Origin of the sequence: Neoaquamicrobium sediminum, assembly GCF_013240295.1 — a bacterium.
GTDB classification, from domain to species: Bacteria; Pseudomonadota; Alphaproteobacteria; order Rhizobiales; family Rhizobiaceae; genus Aerobium; species Aerobium sediminum.
This window is the reverse complement of the sequence record NZ_JABETK010000001.1, coordinates 48,099-66,098: the sequence shown is the minus strand read 5'-3', so window position 1 is coordinate 66,098 and position 18,000 is coordinate 48,099. Positions and strand designations below refer to the sequence as shown.

Here is an 18,000-nt window from a genome sequence, read left to right as displayed (position 1 = left end):
GCGCAGAACAAAGCAAGAACTTTTTCTGCTGCAGTGCAGCACTGGCTTTAGCCGGCGCTTTCAGCTATTCCGGTCGAATGCTGTCCGTCTTGATCGAGACGCGTAACCATGAAGATGCGTTGGCGCGCACGCTCGCCTCGCTCGTTGGCGGGGCCGTCGAAGGCGTGGTGCGCGAGGTGATCGTCTGTGACGGCGGCTCGTCGGACCGCACCCACACCGTCGCTGAACATGCCGGTTGCAGCTATCTGGCCGGTGCCGATGCGCTGTCCGGCATCAGGCAGGCGCGCAGCGAATGGATACTGATTCTCGAGCCGGGCGCGCGGCTGCTTGAAGGATGGATGGACGCCGTTCTCAGCCACGCGGAAGTGGCCGCCGGCGCGGCCCGCTTCACGCGCGCGCGCCAGTCGAGGCAGCCGTTCCTCGCGCGCATATTTTCGGGGCGTCGACCGCTGGCGGACGGTCTGATGATAACCAGGCGCCAGGCACTGTCGCTCGCGCGAACGGATGGGTCGGCGATCGCGCGCGCGGTCGCCGCGCGGCGGTTGCCTGCCGAAATCGTGGTTGCGAGCCCGGCCGCGCCTGCTTGCGACCGGGCAGCGACCTGATTGCCGATTACATGGCGCCGACGCTGAAAGGCAGCGCGTAGGCAGTATTGTCCGGACGCATTCCCGGCGTGTCGACGTCGGTCGATCCCTCGCCGAAATCATACGTACCGTTGCCATTCGTCTCGTAGTGGATCATGGCAACGTAGTCGGTGCCATCCATCGCGCCACCCTCGACCTCTACCGATACGTTCTCGGTCGTGCCGGCCATCACGGCCGTATGGCCGATGGAAGCCGGAATGACGGCTTCACCGTTCTGAACTGCATGGATAACGACGTATCCGTCCTTGTCGATGAGTACCGAAGGGAAGACGATCGCGCCGTTTTCGATCTTCGCGCCGTCAACGTCGATGTTGAGATGGTCCGCAAGCGCGACGCTCGTGCTCGATACGGCAATGGCAACAGCGGCGGCAATGGTTGGTATCCTGAACATCTGAAACTCCCTTTTTCACGTTAACCGTCGAAGCGGTCCCGATGAGTTACGAGAGGCACGCGATAAAAGTTTCAGAGTTGTGTTCCGCCGCGCTTCAGATGCTCGTCCAGCCGGGGCATGATCTCAACGAAGTTGCAAGGCATATGACGGTAGTCGAGCTGCACCTTCAGGATATGATCCCACGCGTCACGGCAAGCTCCCGGCGAGCCGGGCAGCACGAAGACGAACGTGGCGTCGACCACTCCGCCAGTCGCCCGCGACTGGATCGTGGACGTGCCGATCTTGTCGTAGGAAATCCGGTGGAAGACTTCCGAGAAGCCGTCCATGCGCTTCTCGAAAATGGGCTCCAGCGCTTCCGGCGTCACGTCGCGGCCGGTGAAGCCGGTGCCGCCTGTGGTGATGATCACGTCGACGGCATCGTCCTTCGCCCAGCCACGTACGACGGAGCGGATCGACTCGACGTCGTCCTTCACGATGTCGCGTGCGGCGAGCCGGTGACCGGCCGCCCCGATCCGCTCGGCAAGCGTCTGCCCGGACTTGTCGTCCTCCGGCGTCCGCGTGTCGGAGACGGTCAGCACGGCAATACCGACAGGCAGGAAGGGTCTGTTCTCGTCAAGTGGCATCTGCTCGAGCCCTTTCGATCGTTCGCGTCGCCGTGACGTACCATGCGGGGTACCGTGCGGCGATGGCGGATGCGGCGGCCTCTGCATCGGCGGGCGAGTTGAACAGGCCGAAACAGGTTGCCCCGGAGCCTGACATGCGCGCCAGCGCTGCGCCGCTCGCGGAAAGCGCCGATAGCACGTCGCCGATCTCGGGCGCGAGTGCTATGGCAGGCGCTTGCAGATCGTTGCGCGTCGCAGCCAGCCAGTCGAACAACGCCTTCGCGCCGGCCAGCCGTGGTAAAGGCGGGTTCTCGCGGCTGGCCAGCGCGCGGAATATCGCCGGGGTCGGTACGGCTACGCCGGGGTTGGCCAGCATCATATGAAGCGGCGGAATGCCCTCGACCGGCTCTATTTCCTCTCCGATCCCGCGTGCTACGAGCGTCCGTGCATAGAGACACATCGGCAAATCTGCACCCAGCCGCAGAGCCGCTGCCGCCAGCGCATCCGCGGAAAGCTCGATGCCCCATAATCGCATCAGTGCCCGCAGTGTCGCCGCTGCATCGCTTGAGCCGCCGCCGATGCCGGAAGCGACAGGCAGGTTCTTTTCCAGCGTGATCGCGACCGGCGGCAGGTCGCCGTGCGTGCTTCGCAGCAGGTCCCGCGCCCTCAACACGAGGTTGTCGGCCTCGTCGTCGAGCAAACCGGCGAAAGGACCCTGGATGGTAAAACTGTCTTGTTCCGCCGCCGCGACCGACACTGTGTCGCCTACCTCGGTGAACACCACGAGCGTGTCGAGCAGGTGGTAGCCGTCATCCCGGCGGCCGGTGACATGCAGCGCAAGGTTCACCTTGGCCGGCGCGTGCTCGACGATTTTTGCAGGCATGGACCGGCGTTCAGTCCTTCAGGAGGTGGTATTCGCCGGTCTTGGGGTCTTTCACCAGCGTGCCCTGCGAGCCCGTGCGCTGCTCCGCCTCGGCGCGCCGCGCTTTCGCTGTCAGGCGCTCTGCCTCGCGGATGAAGGAGCGGTAGCCGACATAAGCGACGATGCCGAGCGCTGCGAAGAAAATAAGCTGGGGCATTGTCCGGTCTCCTCCCGGATTGGTATGCTAAGGGTCACGGTGCCAGTACGGACCTAATTCTAATGCCTTTTCTCGCATCGTCAAAGGCCGAAGCGGCTCCAAAGGGCGCGTTCTTCCGCCGCATCGAAAAGCCCATCTGCTGCCGAGGCCGCGATCCCGTTCGCCTGGGAGCTGAACACGCCGAGCTTGCGCCCGAACAGGCCGCGCGGCATCGATACGAGCTGCAGCCGCGTCTTCTCACCGTATCGCTGCTTGAGAAACGAGCGCATGTCGCCCAACGCGTCGACGAGGCCCAGCTCCAGCCCCCTTTTCGGTCCAGAACATGCCGGTGAAGAGGTCGGGATCGTCCGTGAGCCTGGCGCCGCGCCGCCCTTTGACCAGGTCGATGAAGGTGTCATGGATTTCGAGCTGAAGCGCCTTCAGGCGTTCCACATCCTCCTTCCTCTCCGGGCTGAACGGGTCGAGGATCGACTTGTTGCGCCCGGCGGTGTGGACGCGGCGTTCCACTCCGATCTTCTTGATCATCTCCTGGAAGCCGAAACCGGCCGAAACAACGCCGATGGAACCGACGATGGAGGAGGGGTCCGCGACGATCTCGTCGCCGGCGACAGCGATCATGTAGCCACCCGAGGCGGCCACATCCTCGACGAAGACGATCACGCGCTTATTCTTTTCCTCGGCAAGGTCGCGAATGCGCCGGAAGATCAGACGCGACTGCACCGGCGAACCGCCGGGAGAGTTGATGGAGATTGCGACTGCGGGCGCCTCCTTGAACGCGAAAGCCTTCTCGATCAGCCCCGCTGTCGAGGCCAGCGACAGGGAGGGCCGGAACTGGTTCCCGCCCGCCATGATAGCGCCGTGCAGCCGAATGACGGGAATGGTGATGGCGCCGGAGCGCATGGAGCGGGGAAGAAGGCGGCTGAAAAGTCGACTCAAAGGGGCAGGTCTCCACTGTTCATTGTGGATGTAGGCATTCGCGGCGCGCAAGCAATATGGGGCGCCACGCCTTTGTGGCTCAATCGCCGAAAAGTGTAGCCCGGCCGTTGTTGATCGCATCCGCTTGCTGCGAGAAGCGGCGACCCGTCGGTTCGTGTATCGCCAGGGCCGGCATCAGCGTCAGCCCCGCGCGCGAGCCTCGCAAGGCGCGAATCAGGATCCGTATCGCAGGCTCGTGCGTGCGGGGGTGAATGGGCAAGATCTGCGCCGCGCCGAACCGTCCCTGCATCGCGGCCAGGATTTCCGGTAGCGAACCAGGGCGAGCGATGATCGAGAGTCCCCCACGCGGGCGCACGATTGCCGCCGCCGTGCGCAGCCAGCGCTCGAACAGCCCGTCCTCCATCACATGGGCCGAGCGGCGCAGAGCGTCGGGCGAGGGGCGGTCTGCCGCGGCGTTGAAGGGCGGGTTCATCAACGCGAAATCGAAAGCCCTGTCGGCGAGGCCGGCTGTCATCCGTGCCTTGCCCGTCAACGTTACATCGGCTTCGATCACGGAGGCGCGGTCGCGTAAGCCAGCATTGGCCTCGTGCGCAATCGAGCGCCGCGCGTAGTCGGCCATTTCCTGATCGCGTTCCACAAGGGCCACCGTGGCGTCCGGACAACGCGTGGCAACTGCAAGTCCGGCCGCGCCGGCCCCAGAGCCGAGATCGGCGAGCCGGCCTGCAAATGAGCCCGGCACGCTTGCGGCCAGCATCATGGCGTCCATGCCGGCACGATGGCCGCGCCGCGGCTGTATCAGATGAAACGCCCCCGGTGGAAGGCATCCAGCGTGGACTCTTCGGCCTTGTCTGCGATCGCCGCGAAAGCAGTCATTGCTTGCCCAGTTCGCCCGCGATTCCGGCCTCTTCCAGCAGGTGGCGCGCGGCATCCAGGTCGTCATCCGAAACCATGACGCGGCGCGGGAGGATCCCCAGCGAGCCCTCTATGACGCTCATGTTCTGGTCGGCCACGAAGTAGGAGAGCCCCGCGTCGCGCAACAGCGCCTCGACGAACGAGATCAATACGGGGTCGTTGGTGCGCATCAGTTCGATCATGGCGGCGAGGCTTTCAGGTTGCAGCGCTAAAGTAAACGACAAACCGCGCCAATTCGCCACTTGCCGCGCCTCATGCGCCTGCCTAGAGTCGCGCAAGAAAGTTACGGGCGGCGGGCCGCGCTCAAGGGAGTTTCATGTGGTGGGTGTCGTAGTCAATCTGGAGGGCGGTAAACGCGAAAACGCCTCCATCGAGGCGCTGATCGCGCTGACGCGCGCGGATATGGGCCGCGTGAACGAGCTCATCCTGTCGAAAGCCGGCTCTGACGTCGAGATGATTCCGGAAGTCGCCAATCACCTGATCTCATCAGGCGGCAAGCGGCTTCGGCCTATGCTCACCCTCGCGGCCGCGCAGATGTTCGGCTACCAGGGTGATGGCCACATCAAGCTGGCGACCAGCGTGGAGTTCATGCACACCGCGACCCTGCTGCATGACGATGTCGTCGACGAAAGCGACATGCGGCGCGGCAAGCGCACGGCGCGCATGATCTGGGGCAATCAGGCAAGCGTGCTCGTCGGGGACTTTTGCTCGGCCAGGCCTTCCGTATGATGGTCGAGGTTGGCTCGATTGATGCTCTCGACATTCTCTCCACCGCGGCATCGATCATCGCCGAAGGCGAGGTGATGCAGCTCGGCGTGGCGAAGAACCTGGAGACCACCGAGGACGACTATCTCGCCGTCATCAAGGCGAAGACGGCAGCCCTGTTCTCGGCAGCCGCCGAGGTCGGGCCGATCGTTGCGGGAGCGTCGAAGACCGACCGCGCGGCGCTGCGTTCCTACGGCATCAATCTCGGCCTTGCTTTCCAGCTCATTGACGACGCGCTCGACTATGGCGGCGATTCGAAGAACCTCGGCAAGAATGTCGGCGACGACTTCCGCGAGGGCAAGGTCACGCTTCCCGTGATCCTCAGCTACCGCCGTGGTTCCGCCGAGGAGCGCGAATTCTGGAAGGCGGCGATCGAGAACGACCGCACCGACGACGAATCGCTCGACCGCGCCCGTGGCTTGATGACCAGGCACGGCGCTATCGGCGACACGATCGGTCGGGCAAGGCACTTCGGCGAGATCGCTCGCGACGCTCTGGCGCCGCTCAGGCAGACGCCGCAAAAGCAGGCGATGCTCGACGTGATCGACTTCTGCATCAGCCGCGTAAGCTGAAGGGTCAGGCCCTGCCGCGCTACGGCTGTCCTGATCGTGAAGTAAGGCGGATTGAACCGCGACCGCAAAAAGGCCATGCTTTGTGCCTTCAACGTCTGACATGCTCGCCGTGTCGGGCGCGGCGGACCGACAGGAAGGGAACCAATGCGGCTTAAGACTGGACGCTGGATCGTGGCTGCGGGGTTGGCAGCCGGCATCGCGACAGGCAATGCGTGGGCAGCGCCGGAAGCGGACGAAACGGTATCGATCAAGACGCTGTCAGGTGCCTATCTTGCGGCCCGGGTCGCCGAGACGGACAACGATCTCGCATCCGCGATCGCCTATTACCGCCGTGCCATCTCGTTCGATGCGGACAACCAGACGCTGCAGCAGAGCCTGATGCTTGGCCTGATCTCGGAGGGCAGCTTCGACGAGGCGCTTCCTTATGCCGAAAAGCTCAAGGAAGTGCCCGAGGTCGAGCGCTTCTCGCGCCTTGCACTCGCCGTCGACTCGATCCGCGGCGAGCGCTACGCAGAAGCTGAAACGTGGCTCAAGCTGACGCTCGAATCGGACCTCGACAGGCTGATCACCGGCCTTATGACTGCCTGGGCGAAGCTTGGCGCTGGCGACAGTGCGGGCGCGCTGGCGTTTGTCGATCAGCTTTCGGGTCCCGAATGGTACGACCTCTTCATCGGTTATCATCGTGCCCTGATCGCCGAGCGCGCGGGCGACATGGAGACTGCGCGCACGGCCTTCGAGGCGACGCAGACCAATGTGTCGGGTGGCGGCGCGGCTCCGGAAGTGTTCCTGCGCAGCCTGGAGGCCTATGCGGGCTTCCTGGCACGCGAGGGTGAACACGACAAGGCGCTGGAGGTGCTTGCCAAGGCTGAGGAGTTTGCGCCGGGCCGGGTCACGATCCAGGCACTGCGCGAGGACATCGAGAGCGGCGAACAGGCTGCACCGCTGGTGCCAGACGCGCAGGCGGGTGCCGCCGAAGCGCTCCTCAATCTCGCAACGGCCCTTAACCGCAGCGGCGGCGAATCCTTCGTGCGGCTCTACCTGCAATACGCGGTGGCGCTGCGGCCGGACAGCGACGCGATCCTCGTCCAGCTTGCCGGCATCGCCGAGCAGCAGAGCAACGCCGAAGCGGCCATCGCCAATTATGAGAAAGTGCCGGCATCGTCGCCGATGCGGCGCATCGCCGAATTGCAGCTCGGTCTCAACCTCGCCGATCTCGAGCGTTTCGACGAGGCCGAAGGGCATCTGAAAGCCGCGCTTGCCGAAGACGAGAACGACATGCGGGCCTATCTCGCGCTGGGCGGGGTCTATGCGCGGCAGGAGAAATACCGGGATGCCGCCAACCTTTACGACCAGGCGGTCGCGCGCATGGGTGAGCCGACGCGGGCCGAATGGAACATCTTCTATCAGCGCGGCATCGCCTATGAGCGGTTGAAGGAGTGGGACAAGGCCGAGCCCAATTTCCACAAAGCGCTGGAGCTCTATCCAGACCAGCCGCAGGCGCTGAACTATCTGGGCTATTCCTGGGTCGACATGAACATCAATCTCGAAGAAGGGCTGGAGATGATCCAGCGCGCTGTCGAGTTGCGACCGAGCGACGGCTACATCGTGGATTCGCTTGGCTGGGCCTTCTACCGGCTCGGTCGTTTCGAGGATGCTGCACGCGAGCTCGAGCGCGCCGTGGGCCTGATGCCCGCCGACCCGATCCTCAACGACCATCTCGGCGATGCCTACTGGCGTGTCGGCCGCAAGCTTGAGGCCACGTTCCAGTGGCGGCACACGCTCGCTCTGGAGCCGGACGACGAGGTAAAAGCCGACGCCGAGCGCAAGCTGGCGGAAGGCATGCAGCCGTTCGAACAGCGCGCGGATGCGAATGACGCTTCGGAGGAAACGCTGCCCGCCAACGTGGTGCCGCTGCCGGATGGTGCCGACAGCAAGGCCGACGAGCCGCCCGTTGAAACCGTGGCGGTGGGCAGCACTGTCCATGTCGTGTCGCCCGGACAGTCGCTGTGGTCGATCGCGGCCGAATTGCTGGGCGACGGCAACCGCTACATCGAGTTGCTGGACCTCAATCCGGACCTCCGTGGAGATCCCGGCCGCATCGTGCCCGGCTACCGGCTTAACCTGCCGCAGCCGGCAAACTAGCAGCCTCCGCTACAGCTTCGCTTCCTTGACGCTTGCGAACGGTCGCACTAGGAGTGCCACGTCCCGACATAGGCCGTGAAAGGCACGCACGTGAACGCCGAACAGTCCGCCATGCACCCCAGCCGCTCGTTCCAGGGGCTGATCCTGACGCTGCACCGATACTGGGCGGATTACGGCTGCGTCATCCTCCAGCCCTACGACATGGAAGTCGGCGCAGGTACGTTCCACCCGGCAACCACCCTGCGCGCTCTGGGCCCGCGCCCGTGGAACGCGGCCTATGTGCAGCCCTCGCGCCGGCCTAAGGATGGCCGCTACGGCGAGAACCCCAACCGGCTGCAGCACTACTACCAGTATCAGGTGATCCTGAAGCCCAACCCATCGAACCTGCAGGAGCTTTATCTTGGCTCGCTCGCCGCGATCGGCATCGACCCGCTGCTGCACGACATCCGCTTCGTGGAAGACGACTGGGAAAGCCCGACTCTGGGCGCCTGGGGTCTGGGCTGGGAATGCTGGTGCGACGGCATGGAGGTCTCGCAGTTCACCTATTTCCAGCAGGTCTGCGGCATCGAATGCGCGCCGGTCGCCGGCGAACTGACCTACGGTCTCGAGCGGCTGGCCATGTATGTGCAGGGCGTCGACAATGTCTACGACCTGAACTTCAACGGCCGCGAGGGCGCTGAGAAGGTGACCTATGGCGACGTGTTCCTGCAGGCCGAGCAGGAATACTCACGGCACAATTTCGAGCACGCCGACACGGCGATCCTGTTCCGCCATTTCGAGGATGCGGAACGCGAGTGCAAGGCGCTGCTGGCCGCCGGTGCGCCGAAGGAAGGCGACAACAACCCGATGCACAAGATGGTGCTGCCGGCCTACGACCAGTGCATCAAGGCGAGCCACGCGTTCAACCTGCTCGACGCACGCGGCGTGATCTCGGTCACCGAGCGCCAGAGCTATATTCTGCGCGTGCGCAATCTGGCCAAGGCGTGTGGCGAGGCGTTCCTGGCGACGGATGCGGGCGGTTACGCATTCGAGACGAAAGCTGCCTGACATGCCTGATCTTCTTCTTGAACTCCGCTCCGAGGAAATCCCGGCCCGCCCGCGCGCCCGCAGCGCCGCAGGCGCGAGGACGTGCAAACAGAAGAAGGCATGCGGCATGGAGAGCACCGATGCCTGATCTTCTTCTTGAACTCCGCTCCGAGGAAATCCCCGCCCGCATGCAGCGCAAGGCTGCCGGCGACCTGAAGAAGATGGTCACCGACGGTCTGGTCGATGTCGGTCTGACATACGAGGCGGCGACGGAGTACTGGACGCCGCGCCGGCTGACGCTCGACATTCGTGGCCTGACAGCGCGATCGAAGGATGTGCGCGAAGAGCGCAAGGGGCCGTCGACCAAGGCGCCCGAGCAGGCGGTTCAGGGGTTCCTGCGCTCCGCCGGCCTTTCCTCCATCGAGGAAGCGCAGATCCAGTCCGATCCGAAGAAGGGCGATTTCTACGTCGCGGTGATCGAGCGGCCGGGCCGTCCGGCCGAGGAAATCATCGCGGACCTGATGCCCGGCATCGTTCGGAGCTTCCCGTGGCTGAAATCGATGCGCTGGGGTGCTGCCTCGGCGAAGCCCGGCTCGCTGCGCTGGGTGCGTCCGCTGCAGTCGATCCTCTGCACCTTCGGGCCGGAGACGGAGGAGCCGGTTGTGGTCGATTTTGAGGTCGACGGCATCCGCGCCGGCAACGTCACCTACGGCCATCGCTTCCATGCGCCGGGTGAGATCATCGTGCGCCGCTTCGACGATTATGTCTCCAAGCTGGAGGCCGCGAAGGTCGTGCTCGACGCCGAGCGGCGCAAGAGTATCATCCTCGATGACGCGAAGAACCTCGCATTCGCAGCCGGGCTCGAACTGGTCGACGACGAGGGCCTGCTGGAAGAGGTCTCAGGTCTCGTCGAATGGCCGGTAGTGCTGATGGGCGAGTTCGAGCAGGCCTTCCTCGACATTCCGCCGGAGGTCATCCGGCTCACCATCCGCGCCAACCAGAAGTGCTTCGTCACGCGCCCGCAGGGCGACGGCGATGGGCTGTCCAACCGCTTCGTGCTGGTGTCCAACATCGAGGCGAAGGATGGCGGCGTGGAGATCGCCCACGGCAACGGCAAGGTCGTGCGCGCGCGCCTGTCAGACGCGGTCCACTTCTGGAAGACCGATCAGGCCGACCTGCCGGACCTGGCCACGCTGGAGGCTTCGGCCGCAAAATTCGGGCTCGATCTCAGGAAGCCGCTCGACCAGCGCATGGCGCGGCTCGACCATCTCGGCGTCACCTTCCACGCCAAGCTCGGCACGCAGGGAGAGCGCGTGGAGCGCATCCGCAGGCTCGCGCGCGAACTGGCACCGCTGGTCGGTGCCGATCCCGATCTGGCCGACCGCGCGGCGGTGCTCGCCAAGGCCGATCTCCAGACCGAGGTCGTCGGCGAGTTTCCCGAACTGCAGGGCGCGATGGGCCGCAAATATGCGCTGTTGCAGGGCGAGGATGCTTCCGTCGCCGCAGCGCTTGAGGAACACTACCGCCCGCAGGGGCCGTCCGACGTCGTCCCGACCGATCCGGTCTCGGTAGCGGTGGCGCTGGCCGACAAGCTCGACACGCTGACTGGCTTCTGGGCCATCGACGAAAAGCCGACTGGGAGCAAGGATCCGTACGCGCTCAGGCGAGCGGCGCTGGGGGTAATCCGGATTTTGGTCGAGAATGGCGTTAGGGTTGGATGGTGGCCAGGGTTCGTTGTCGCTGGGCGGCGGGTCATGTCTCAGATGCTGAAGACAGCTTACAACCAGCGGATCGCTCTTTCTATAAGCTCCTGCAGACGGAATTTGTGCAAACGCTTGGGGAATTGGCAGAGGTGTCATCAAGGGCCAGCGTCACCCTTGACCACAGTGCGCTCACGGTTCCGCCCCAAGACTGGGAGCGCGCGCGGGCTGACGATCTCCTCTCCTTCTTCCACGATCGTCTGAAGGTCTATCTCCGCGACAAAGGCGCGCGGCACGATCTCATCGACGCGGTGATCTCTCCCCGAAGCGGACGATCTTCTTCTCGTCACCAGTCGTGTCGCGGCGCTCGGCATCTTCCTGGATTCTGACGATGGCAAAAACCTGCTCGCCGGCACCAAGCGCGCGGCGAACATTCTGGCTGCCGAGGAGAAGAAGGGTACCGCCGTGGCTGAGGCCGTCGATCCGGCGCTTCTGCGCGAGCCGGCCGAGAAAAAGCTGTTCGATGCGGTGAATCAAGCTGAGAAGAACGCCGTCGAAGCGATTCAGAAACAAGACTTTTCCGCCGCCATGCTCGCACTTAGCGTGCTGCGTGAGCCAGTTGATTCATTCTTTGAAGCGGTTCTCGTGAACGATGAGGACGAGGCGGTACGGGCCAATCGGCTGGCGCTGCTCGCCCGCATCCGCGAGGCGACCGGCCAGGTCGCCGATTTCTCGAAGATCGCGGGCTAGATAAACACCCACACGCCGAGTGCCATCGCGATCAGCGTCAGCACCGGCGTCGTCATGCCGAGCTTCGGCAGCCAGGCGGGCGGCGGCGTGCCCGTCTTCGCCGCGCGTGCGTTGACGCGGTTGATCGCAAGGATCACGCCGAGCAGCACCAGCGCCGTCAACAGCTTCAACGAATACGCAGCGCCGAGATCGACGAAGTCGTAGCGGAACATCCACAGCCCCAGCCCGCTCAGCCAAAGAAGCATGATCCCCGTCAGCGCCAGCGTTGAGAAGACGGACCGAAGGGCGGCAAGATCGAGCGAGGGCGCACTGGCCCGCCGGGCCTGCCGCGCGACGACCATGGCGCCGAAGCCGGCGGCCGCGCCCAGCATCAGGCCCAATATGTGCAGGAACTTGAAGACGAAATTGACGGTTAGTTCGATCACGTTGCCTCTGCCGGCTGAAATGGTGGCCAGCGAGATGGCCCTCGTCAAACGACCGCGATACTAGTCGACGAGAGAGACAAGTCCATCGCCGTCGGTGCCGCGAATAGCCAGAGGCATAGCGTCGGCCACATCCTCAGGAGCAGGCGCTTCATCATCGGCCGTGATGGAGGCGACCTCGTCTGACGAGACGGGAATGGCGTCTGCGCCGAAGGCGATGACCGAGGTGCTGATTGCAAGAGGGGCCTCGCCGTTGTCCTGCAGTGAAGGCGTCTTCGCCTCCAGGGCCTCGATCGGCGTCGCTTCCGGTTCTACGTGCGCGATGAACGAGGGAAGCGCGGCCGGCTCCACCTCCGGCAATGCGATGAGTGAATCTGCAGCACTGGTGCCGGCTGTAGCCGCGAGAATCAATGAAACACGCAGGAATGACCCGACAGGAACTCGAAACGCAAACATACCCAACCCGCCTTGCTTGCCGCCGGCGCCGAACAGGCGCAACACGTACGGCGGGCACCCTAGCGGCCGGGGATTAACAAATCGGTGACGCAACGGCACTTGTCGCGTGGTCCCGGGCGGGGTAGGCAATCGGCTCCATCAAACCAACGCTGCGGGGGAGCGCTCTTGGCCCGGATATTGCCGCTCGAGGAAGCCTTCGATCCTGCGCTCGACCTTCTGGAGGCCGGCGACGTGGTCGCGCTTCCCACCGAGACCGTCTACGGCCTCGCCGCCGACGCGACCAATGGCGAGGCGGTCGCCCGTATCTTCGAGGTCAAGGGCAGGCCGCGCTTCAATCCCCTGATCGTGCATGTCTGCGACATGGCGATGGCGCAGAAGATTGCTGTATTCGATGACATTTCCCTGCGGCTTGCGGCTGGCTTCTGGCCGGGCCCGCTGACGCTGGTTCTGCCCTTGCGCGAGGGGCACGGCGTGCATCCGCTGGTCACGGCCGGGCTCGATACGGTAGCCCTGCGCATGCCGCGCGAATTCGCCCGCGAGGTGATCGACGAGCTGCGGCATCCGCTTGCCGCTCCCTCGGCCAATTCGTCGGGACGCATCAGCGCCACCACGGCGCAGGCGGTGGAAGACGATCTGGGCGACAGGATCAAGCTGATCGCCGACGGCGGCCCCACGCATGTCGGCGTCGAATCGACGATCCTCAAGGTCACGCCTCAGGCGGTCTATATGTTGCGGCCGGGTGGCGTCACGGCGGGCGAGATCCGCAACGCCATCGGCGTCGACGTGGTGCGCGGCGGCGGCAAGGGCATCGAGGCGCCCGGCATGCTTGCCTCGCACTATGCGCCGAACGCGGCGGTACGGCTCGACGCGAGCGAGCTGCGCGAGGGCGAGGCGCTACTCGCCTATGGCCCGAACCGCATACCCGGCGCTGAGAAGGCCGTGGCGATGCTGAACCTTTCGGAAAAGGGGCACATGCGCGAGGCGGCCGCCAATCTCTACGCGCATCTGCAGGCGCTCGACCGCTCCGGTGCCGCCACCATCGCGGTTGAGCCGATCCCCGAGGACGGGCTGTGCGAGGCGATCAACGATCGGCTGCGCCGCGCAGCCGCGCCGCGTTCCTGAATGATGAGTTGAGCCTGATGCCGACCGAGCAGCATTTCCCAAATCCTGCGGTTCTCGACCGCTTCGCGGCGATCGTCGGCGAAAACCACGCGCTTCGCGATCCCGCCGACATCGCGCCCTACGTGACCGAGCGGCGCGGCCTCTGGCCGGGCGCCACCGCGCTGGTGCTGCGTCCGGGCAGCGTCGAGGAGGTGAGCGCGATCATGCGGCTGGCCACCGAAACCGGCACGCCCATCGTTCCGCAAGGCGGCAATACCGGGCTGGTCGGCGGGCAATCGCCCGACATCGGCGGCGGCGAGATCGTCCTGTCGCTGTCGCGACTGAACCGCATCCGCGAAGTCGACCTTGCATCGAACACCATCACGGTAGAGGCCGGTGTGGTGCTGCAGACACTGCGCGACAAGGCAGACGAACTCGACAGGCTCTTTCCGCTCTCGCTGGGCTCGCAGGGCACCGCGCAGATCGGCGGCAACCTCTCGTCCAATGCCGGCGGCACCGGCGTGCTCGCCTACGGCAACACGCGTGAGCTCTGCCTCGGCGTCGAGGTGGTGCTGCCCACCGGCGAAGTGTTCGACGACCTGCGCAAGCTCAAGAAGGACAATACCGGCTACGACCTCAAGAACCTGTTCGTCGGCGCCGAGGGCACGCTGGGTGTCATCACGGCGGCGGTGATGAAGCTGTTTCCCAAGCCCAAGGGCAGGGAGGTGGCGTGGGTCGGCCTGCAAAGCCCGAAGGATGCGCTCGCCCTTTTCACGCTTGCCTCGGAGCGCGCCGGCGCCAGCCTCACCGCGTTCGAGCTGATCGTCGATGCGCCGCTCGCCTTCGTGCTCAAGCACATTCCGGGTTCGGTTGCCCCGCTGTCTTCGCCCCATCCGTGGCATGTCATGCTCGAAATCTCATCCGGCCGCTCGGCGGAAGATGCGCGCGCCCTGATCGAGGAAATCTTGTCGGAAGGCTTCGACGCCGGAACCGTTTCCGACGCGGTGATCGCGGCAAGCCTTGCGCAGGCGGAATCTTTCTGGAGGATCCGGGAATCGATGTCCGACGCGCAGCGACCGGAAGGCGGCTCCATCAAGCACGACATTTCCGTGCCGGTTGCTTCCATCCCCGATTTCATCGATGCCGCATGGCAGGCGGTGCTGGCCGTGGAGCCCGGCGCGCGCATGGTCTGCTTCGGCCACATGGGCGACGGCAACCTGCACTACAACATTTCCCAGCCCGTGGGCGGCGACAAGGATGCGTTCCTGGCGCTCTACCGCCCGATCAATGATGCGGTCCATGACGTCGTGCGCGCGTTCGACGGTTCGATCTCGGCCGAGCACGGCATCGGCCGCATGAAGCGCGACGAGCTGATCGCCACTGCCCCGCCGGTCGCCATCGACCTGATGCGGCGCGTCAAGGCCGCCTTCGACCCGGCTGGCATCATGAACCCGGGCAAGGTGATTTAGCCTTTGTTCACCCCGGTTTACGGGCCGTTGCGCGTGGTTGCAAAGCGATAACCATCCTCCAAGGCGACGAAACCTTAACCCTGCTTCTTAAGCCGGTCGGAACGGGCCGGCGCCTAGTCTCACACACATAACGAGGCGGGATAACCCGCCCGCGGGAGACCGGAAAACCGGCTCTCAGGAGAGACAGGAAGGCAGTGCAACCATGAACACCCGGTTGAAACCCGTCTGGGCTGGCAGCGACCTGCGGCTCGACCCGTTCCGTCTGCCGCAGGCCGTGAGCTATGCGGCGCGCGACGATCTCGGCGACGTTACCTTCACCATCGACCGCCGCGGCGTGAGCCTGCGCCGTGTGCTGGAAAACAGCCGCCTGCCGATGTCCATCGTCTTGCCGGCCAAGGCATTTCGCGGTGTCGCCGCGCGCGCCATTGAGGATGGCGACGGCAATGTTACGGTGACGCTCGAACTCATGCACAGCGACCCGATGCTGTCCGTGCCGCTGCTGGTCGCCCACAACCTCGACGATGTCGCCGCCGACTGGCGCGCCTGGTCCGAAGCCTACGGTCTGCCGATGCTGCTGGTGGAAGCCGACGGTGTCGCCCGCACGCTCGAGGAATCGGTCGGCCTTGTGAAGAAGGGCCAGCCGATCGAGCGTCGGAAGGGCCGCGTTTCGACGCATCGCCGTCCGCGTTTCCTGGCGCGCCGCCGCACCGGCACTCTAGGCCTGCGGCTGGTGGTCAATGGCGAGGAGATCATCGCCCGCAAATAGGCCGCACCGGCCTGTTGTTCGGTAAATTGAGACGAGCGGCGCGACACCCTACATTAAGGGTCCGCCGTTTCGTCTCATTTCACCCCCGCAATCTTCATGACAATCGAACAGTCCGCGCCTGAATCCCAATCCTCCGCCGCGCGGTTCGCGGTCAAGGTCGACCTCGTCGTCATCGGGGCAGGGCAGGCAGGGCTCTCTTCTGCCTATCATCTTCGCCGGCTTGGCTTCGAGCCAGATCGCGATTTAGTGGTGTTGGACCAGGCACCGTCGCCCGGCGGCGCATGGCAATTCCGCTGGCCGTCGCTCACGCTTGCTACCGTCAACCGCGTGCACGACCTGCCGGGCATGCGTTTCGACGAGATCGTCGGCACCGAGAGCGACACCGTGCAGGCCTCCGTGGCAGTGCCGCGCTATTACGCGGCCTACGAAGAACGCTACGATCTCCGCGTCCACAGGCCGGTGAAGGTCAGCGTCGTCTGCGACCGGGGCGAGCGGCTGCGGGTCGAGACCGGTGCCGGCGCCTTCTCCGCGCGCGGCATCGTCAACGCGACCGGCACGTGGGAAACTCCCTATATTCCCGAATATCCGGGTGCCGAAAGGTTCAGGGGGCGGCAATTGCATACGAGGGACTATCGCACCGCCGACGAATTCCGCGGGCAGCATGTCGTCGTGGTCGGCGGCGGCATTTCAGCCATCCAGTTGCTCGACGAGATTTCGCAGGCAACCACCACCACCTGGGTCACCCGGCGCGAGCCGCAGTTTCGCGAAGGGCCGTTCACCGAGGAGTTCGGTCGGCAGATCGTTGCAATGGTCGAGAACAAGGTTCGCCAGGGCTTGCCGCCGGGGTCCGTGGCCTCCAACACCGGCAGTCTGCCGCTCACACCCGCCGTCCGCGCGATGCGCGACCGAGGGGTGCTCATCAGGTTGCCGATGTTTTCCGAGATCACCGAAACCGGCATCCGCTGGGCGGATGGAACGGAACAGCGCGCCGACGTCATCCTGTGGTGCACCGGTTTCCGTTCGTCGCTCGACCATCTTGCACCGCTGCAATTGCGTGAGGAAGGCGGCGGCATCACCATGACCGGCAGGCTTGCCACGCAGGTCGCGCGCGATCCGCGCATACATCTGGTCGGCTACGGTCCGTCCGCTTCGACCATCGGGGCGAACCGGGCAGGCGGGGCTGCTGCCCGCGAGTTGACGCAGTATCTTAAAATGTCGCCCGCCGAGGTCAGAAGCTCGGGCTGACCGTCGCCCAGACGCCGCCGCCCATCAGGCCGAGGAAGATCAGCCAGCCGACAACGCTGTTGGACTTGAAAAGCGCAAGGCACTGGTCCGGATTGTCGATGTCGAGCACGCGGATCTGCCGCGCCATGTGGGCCGCCGCCGCGACCAGCCCGGCCAGCGCCGGCATCGGCACGGCGGCATTGGCGAAGGCGACCACGAAGAACAGCAGTGCGCCGCCATAAAGTGCGACCAGCCATTGCTTGGTCTTGTCGCCGAACAGCCGTGCGGTCGAGCGGACGCCAACCAGCGCGTCGTCTTCCTTGTCCTGGTGGGCGTAGAGCGTGTCGTAGCCGATCACCCACAGGATGGAGCCGAAATAGAGCAGCAGCGGTGCCAGCTCCAGCGAGCCGAAATGCGCGGCCCATCCCATCAGCGCGCCCCACGAGAAGGCCAGGCCAAGGAAGAGCTGCGGCCAGTTGGTAAAGCGCTTCATGAACGGATAGATCGCCACCGTCGCAAGCGATGCGATGCCGACGAGGATCGCGAAGCCGTTGAACTGCAGGAGCACCACGAGCCCGACGAGGCTTTGCGCAATCAGGAAGGCCCATGCCTGCGCGCGTGAGACCTTGCCGGATGGCAGCGGCCTCGAGCGGGTGCGCGCGACCTGCTCGTCAATATCGGTGTCGACGATGTCGTTATAGGTGCAACCCGCGCCGCGCATTGCGACCGCGCCGGCCAGGAACAGGAAAAGGTGCCACGGTGAGGGAAGCACGCTGGCGATGCTGTCGCCCGGCTGCGCGTGAGCGGCGGCAGCCATCGCCGCCGACCACCAGCAGGGCCACATCAGCAGCCACCAGCCGATCGGCCTGTCCCAGCGCGCGAGCTGCGCATAGGGCCACAGTCCGCGCGGCAGCGCGCGGTAGACCCAATGGCCGGACGGCGCGTCGGCGACGCGGCCCTGACTCTGCTTCGACTGGATCTCTTCCATGCCCCGTGCAGTGGCAGGGGCCGCCGCCGCCGTCAAGGCGCGGCGATGTCGCAAG

15 protein-coding genes and 4 pseudogenes are annotated in these 18,000 nt (G+C 65.0%); 9 read left to right on the top strand and 10 right to left on the bottom strand.

Going from position 1 to position 18,000, the window contains the following annotated elements:
* Positions 1-77 precede the first annotated feature (77 nt).
* Positions 78-605 (top strand): glycosyltransferase family 2 protein, encoded by a 528-nt coding sequence (locus HK436_RS00360; protein ID WP_173186478.1) that lies wholly within the window; start codon positions 78-80, stop codon positions 603-605.
* Positions 606-612: 7 nt separating this feature from the next.
* Here the strand turns inward: HK436_RS00360 and HK436_RS00355 are convergent, their stop codons facing one another.
* From HK436_RS00355 to HK436_RS00325, 7 genes and pseudogenes are all read right to left on the bottom strand, one after another.
* On the bottom strand, positions 613-1,035 hold the full coding sequence (locus HK436_RS00355; protein WP_173186476.1) for a DUF7282 domain-containing protein: 423 nt from the start codon (positions 1,033-1,035) through the stop codon (positions 613-615).
* 71 nt (positions 1,036-1,106) lie between these two features.
* Positions 1,107-1,658 carry a molybdenum cofactor biosynthesis protein B gene (gene moaB, locus HK436_RS00350; protein ID WP_173186474.1) on the bottom strand — a complete coding sequence of 184 codons (552 nt, stop codon included), beginning with the start codon at positions 1,656-1,658 and terminating at the stop codon, positions 1,107-1,109.
* Positions 1,648-2,520: a 4-(cytidine 5'-diphospho)-2-C-methyl-D-erythritol kinase gene (locus HK436_RS00345; RefSeq protein ID WP_173186472.1), complete on the bottom strand. Its 873-nt coding sequence runs from the start codon at positions 2,518-2,520 to the stop codon at positions 1,648-1,650. Before HK436_RS00345 ends, moaB begins: the two co-directional genes overlap by 11 nt.
* A 10-nt stretch (positions 2,521-2,530) precedes the next feature.
* Positions 2,531-2,716: a hypothetical protein gene (locus HK436_RS00340; RefSeq protein WP_173186470.1), complete on the bottom strand. Its 186-nt coding sequence runs from the start codon at positions 2,714-2,716 to the stop codon at positions 2,531-2,533.
* 80 nt (positions 2,717-2,796) lie between these two features.
* Positions 2,797-3,652, bottom strand: a pseudogene (locus tag HK436_RS00335) (S49 family peptidase).
* A gap of 79 nt (positions 3,653-3,731) precedes the next feature.
* A pseudogene (locus tag HK436_RS00330) lies at positions 3,732-4,525 on the bottom strand (tRNA1(Val) (adenine(37)-N6)-methyltransferase).
* Entirely contained in the window at positions 4,522-4,746 is a 225-nt protein-coding gene (locus tag HK436_RS00325; RefSeq protein WP_173189825.1) for a putative signal transducing protein, read from the bottom strand. The pseudogene HK436_RS00330 and the gene HK436_RS00325 overlap by 4 nt, the downstream one beginning before the upstream one ends.
* A gap of 139 nt (positions 4,747-4,885) precedes the next feature.
* Between HK436_RS00325 and HK436_RS00320 the strand changes: the two are divergent.
* The 4 genes and pseudogenes from HK436_RS00320 to glyS all read left to right on the top strand — a co-directional run bounded on the left by HK436_RS00320 (position 4,886) and on the right by glyS (position 11,519).
* A pseudogene (locus tag HK436_RS00320) lies at positions 4,886-5,901 on the top strand (polyprenyl synthetase family protein).
* Positions 5,902-6,045: 144 nt separating this feature from the next.
* Positions 6,046-8,043, top strand: coding sequence for a tetratricopeptide repeat protein (locus tag HK436_RS00315; RefSeq protein WP_173186466.1), 1,998 nt, complete (start codon positions 6,046-6,048; stop codon positions 8,041-8,043).
* Positions 8,044-8,154: 111 nt separating this feature from the next.
* The gene (locus HK436_RS00310) at positions 8,155-9,090 is read left to right on the top strand and encodes a glycine--tRNA ligase subunit alpha (RefSeq protein WP_173189823.1); all 936 of its coding nucleotides are present in this window, start codon (positions 8,155-8,157) and stop codon (positions 9,088-9,090) included.
* A 119-nt stretch (positions 9,091-9,209) separates the two neighbouring features.
* A pseudogene (gene glyS, locus HK436_RS00305) lies at positions 9,210-11,519 on the top strand (glycine--tRNA ligase subunit beta).
* Here the strand turns inward: glyS and HK436_RS00300 are convergent.
* Together HK436_RS00300 and HK436_RS00295 are read right to left on the bottom strand one after the other, a co-directional pair.
* Positions 11,516-11,944, bottom strand: coding sequence for a hypothetical protein (locus HK436_RS00300; RefSeq protein WP_312860441.1), 429 nt, complete (start codon positions 11,942-11,944; stop codon positions 11,516-11,518). The pseudogene glyS and the gene HK436_RS00300 overlap by 4 nt on opposite strands.
* Positions 11,945-12,004: 60 nt before the next feature.
* Positions 12,005-12,442, bottom strand: a complete 438-nt coding sequence (locus HK436_RS00295) for a hypothetical protein (RefSeq protein WP_173186464.1) — start codon at positions 12,440-12,442, stop codon at positions 12,005-12,007.
* 120 nt (positions 12,443-12,562) lie between these two features.
* On the opposite strand from HK436_RS00295, the gene HK436_RS00290 reads away from it, so the two are divergent.
* From HK436_RS00290 to HK436_RS00275, 4 genes are all read left to right on the top strand, one after another.
* Positions 12,563-13,519, top strand: a complete 957-nt coding sequence (locus HK436_RS00290) for an L-threonylcarbamoyladenylate synthase (protein WP_173186461.1) — start codon at positions 12,563-12,565, stop codon at positions 13,517-13,519.
* 17 nt (positions 13,520-13,536) lie between these two features.
* On the top strand, positions 13,537-14,967 hold the full coding sequence (locus HK436_RS00285) for an FAD-binding oxidoreductase (protein ID WP_173186459.1): 1,431 nt from the start codon (positions 13,537-13,539) through the stop codon (positions 14,965-14,967).
* A gap of 202 nt (positions 14,968-15,169) precedes the next feature.
* Positions 15,170-15,733, top strand: coding sequence for a DUF6101 family protein (locus HK436_RS00280; RefSeq protein WP_173186457.1), 564 nt, complete (start codon positions 15,170-15,172; stop codon positions 15,731-15,733).
* A gap of 96 nt (positions 15,734-15,829) precedes the next feature.
* Positions 15,830-16,978 carry an NAD(P)-binding domain-containing protein gene (locus tag HK436_RS00275; protein ID WP_173186455.1) on the top strand — a complete coding sequence of 383 codons (1,149 nt, stop codon included), beginning with the start codon at positions 15,830-15,832 and terminating at the stop codon, positions 16,976-16,978.
* Here the strand turns inward: HK436_RS00275 and ubiA are convergent.
* Positions 16,962-17,945 carry a 4-hydroxybenzoate octaprenyltransferase gene (gene ubiA / locus HK436_RS00270; RefSeq protein WP_173186453.1) on the bottom strand — a complete coding sequence of 328 codons (984 nt, stop codon included), beginning with the start codon at positions 17,943-17,945 and terminating at the stop codon, positions 16,962-16,964. The genes HK436_RS00275 and ubiA overlap by 17 nt on opposite strands.
* Between the last annotated feature and the right edge of the window lie 55 nt (positions 17,946-18,000).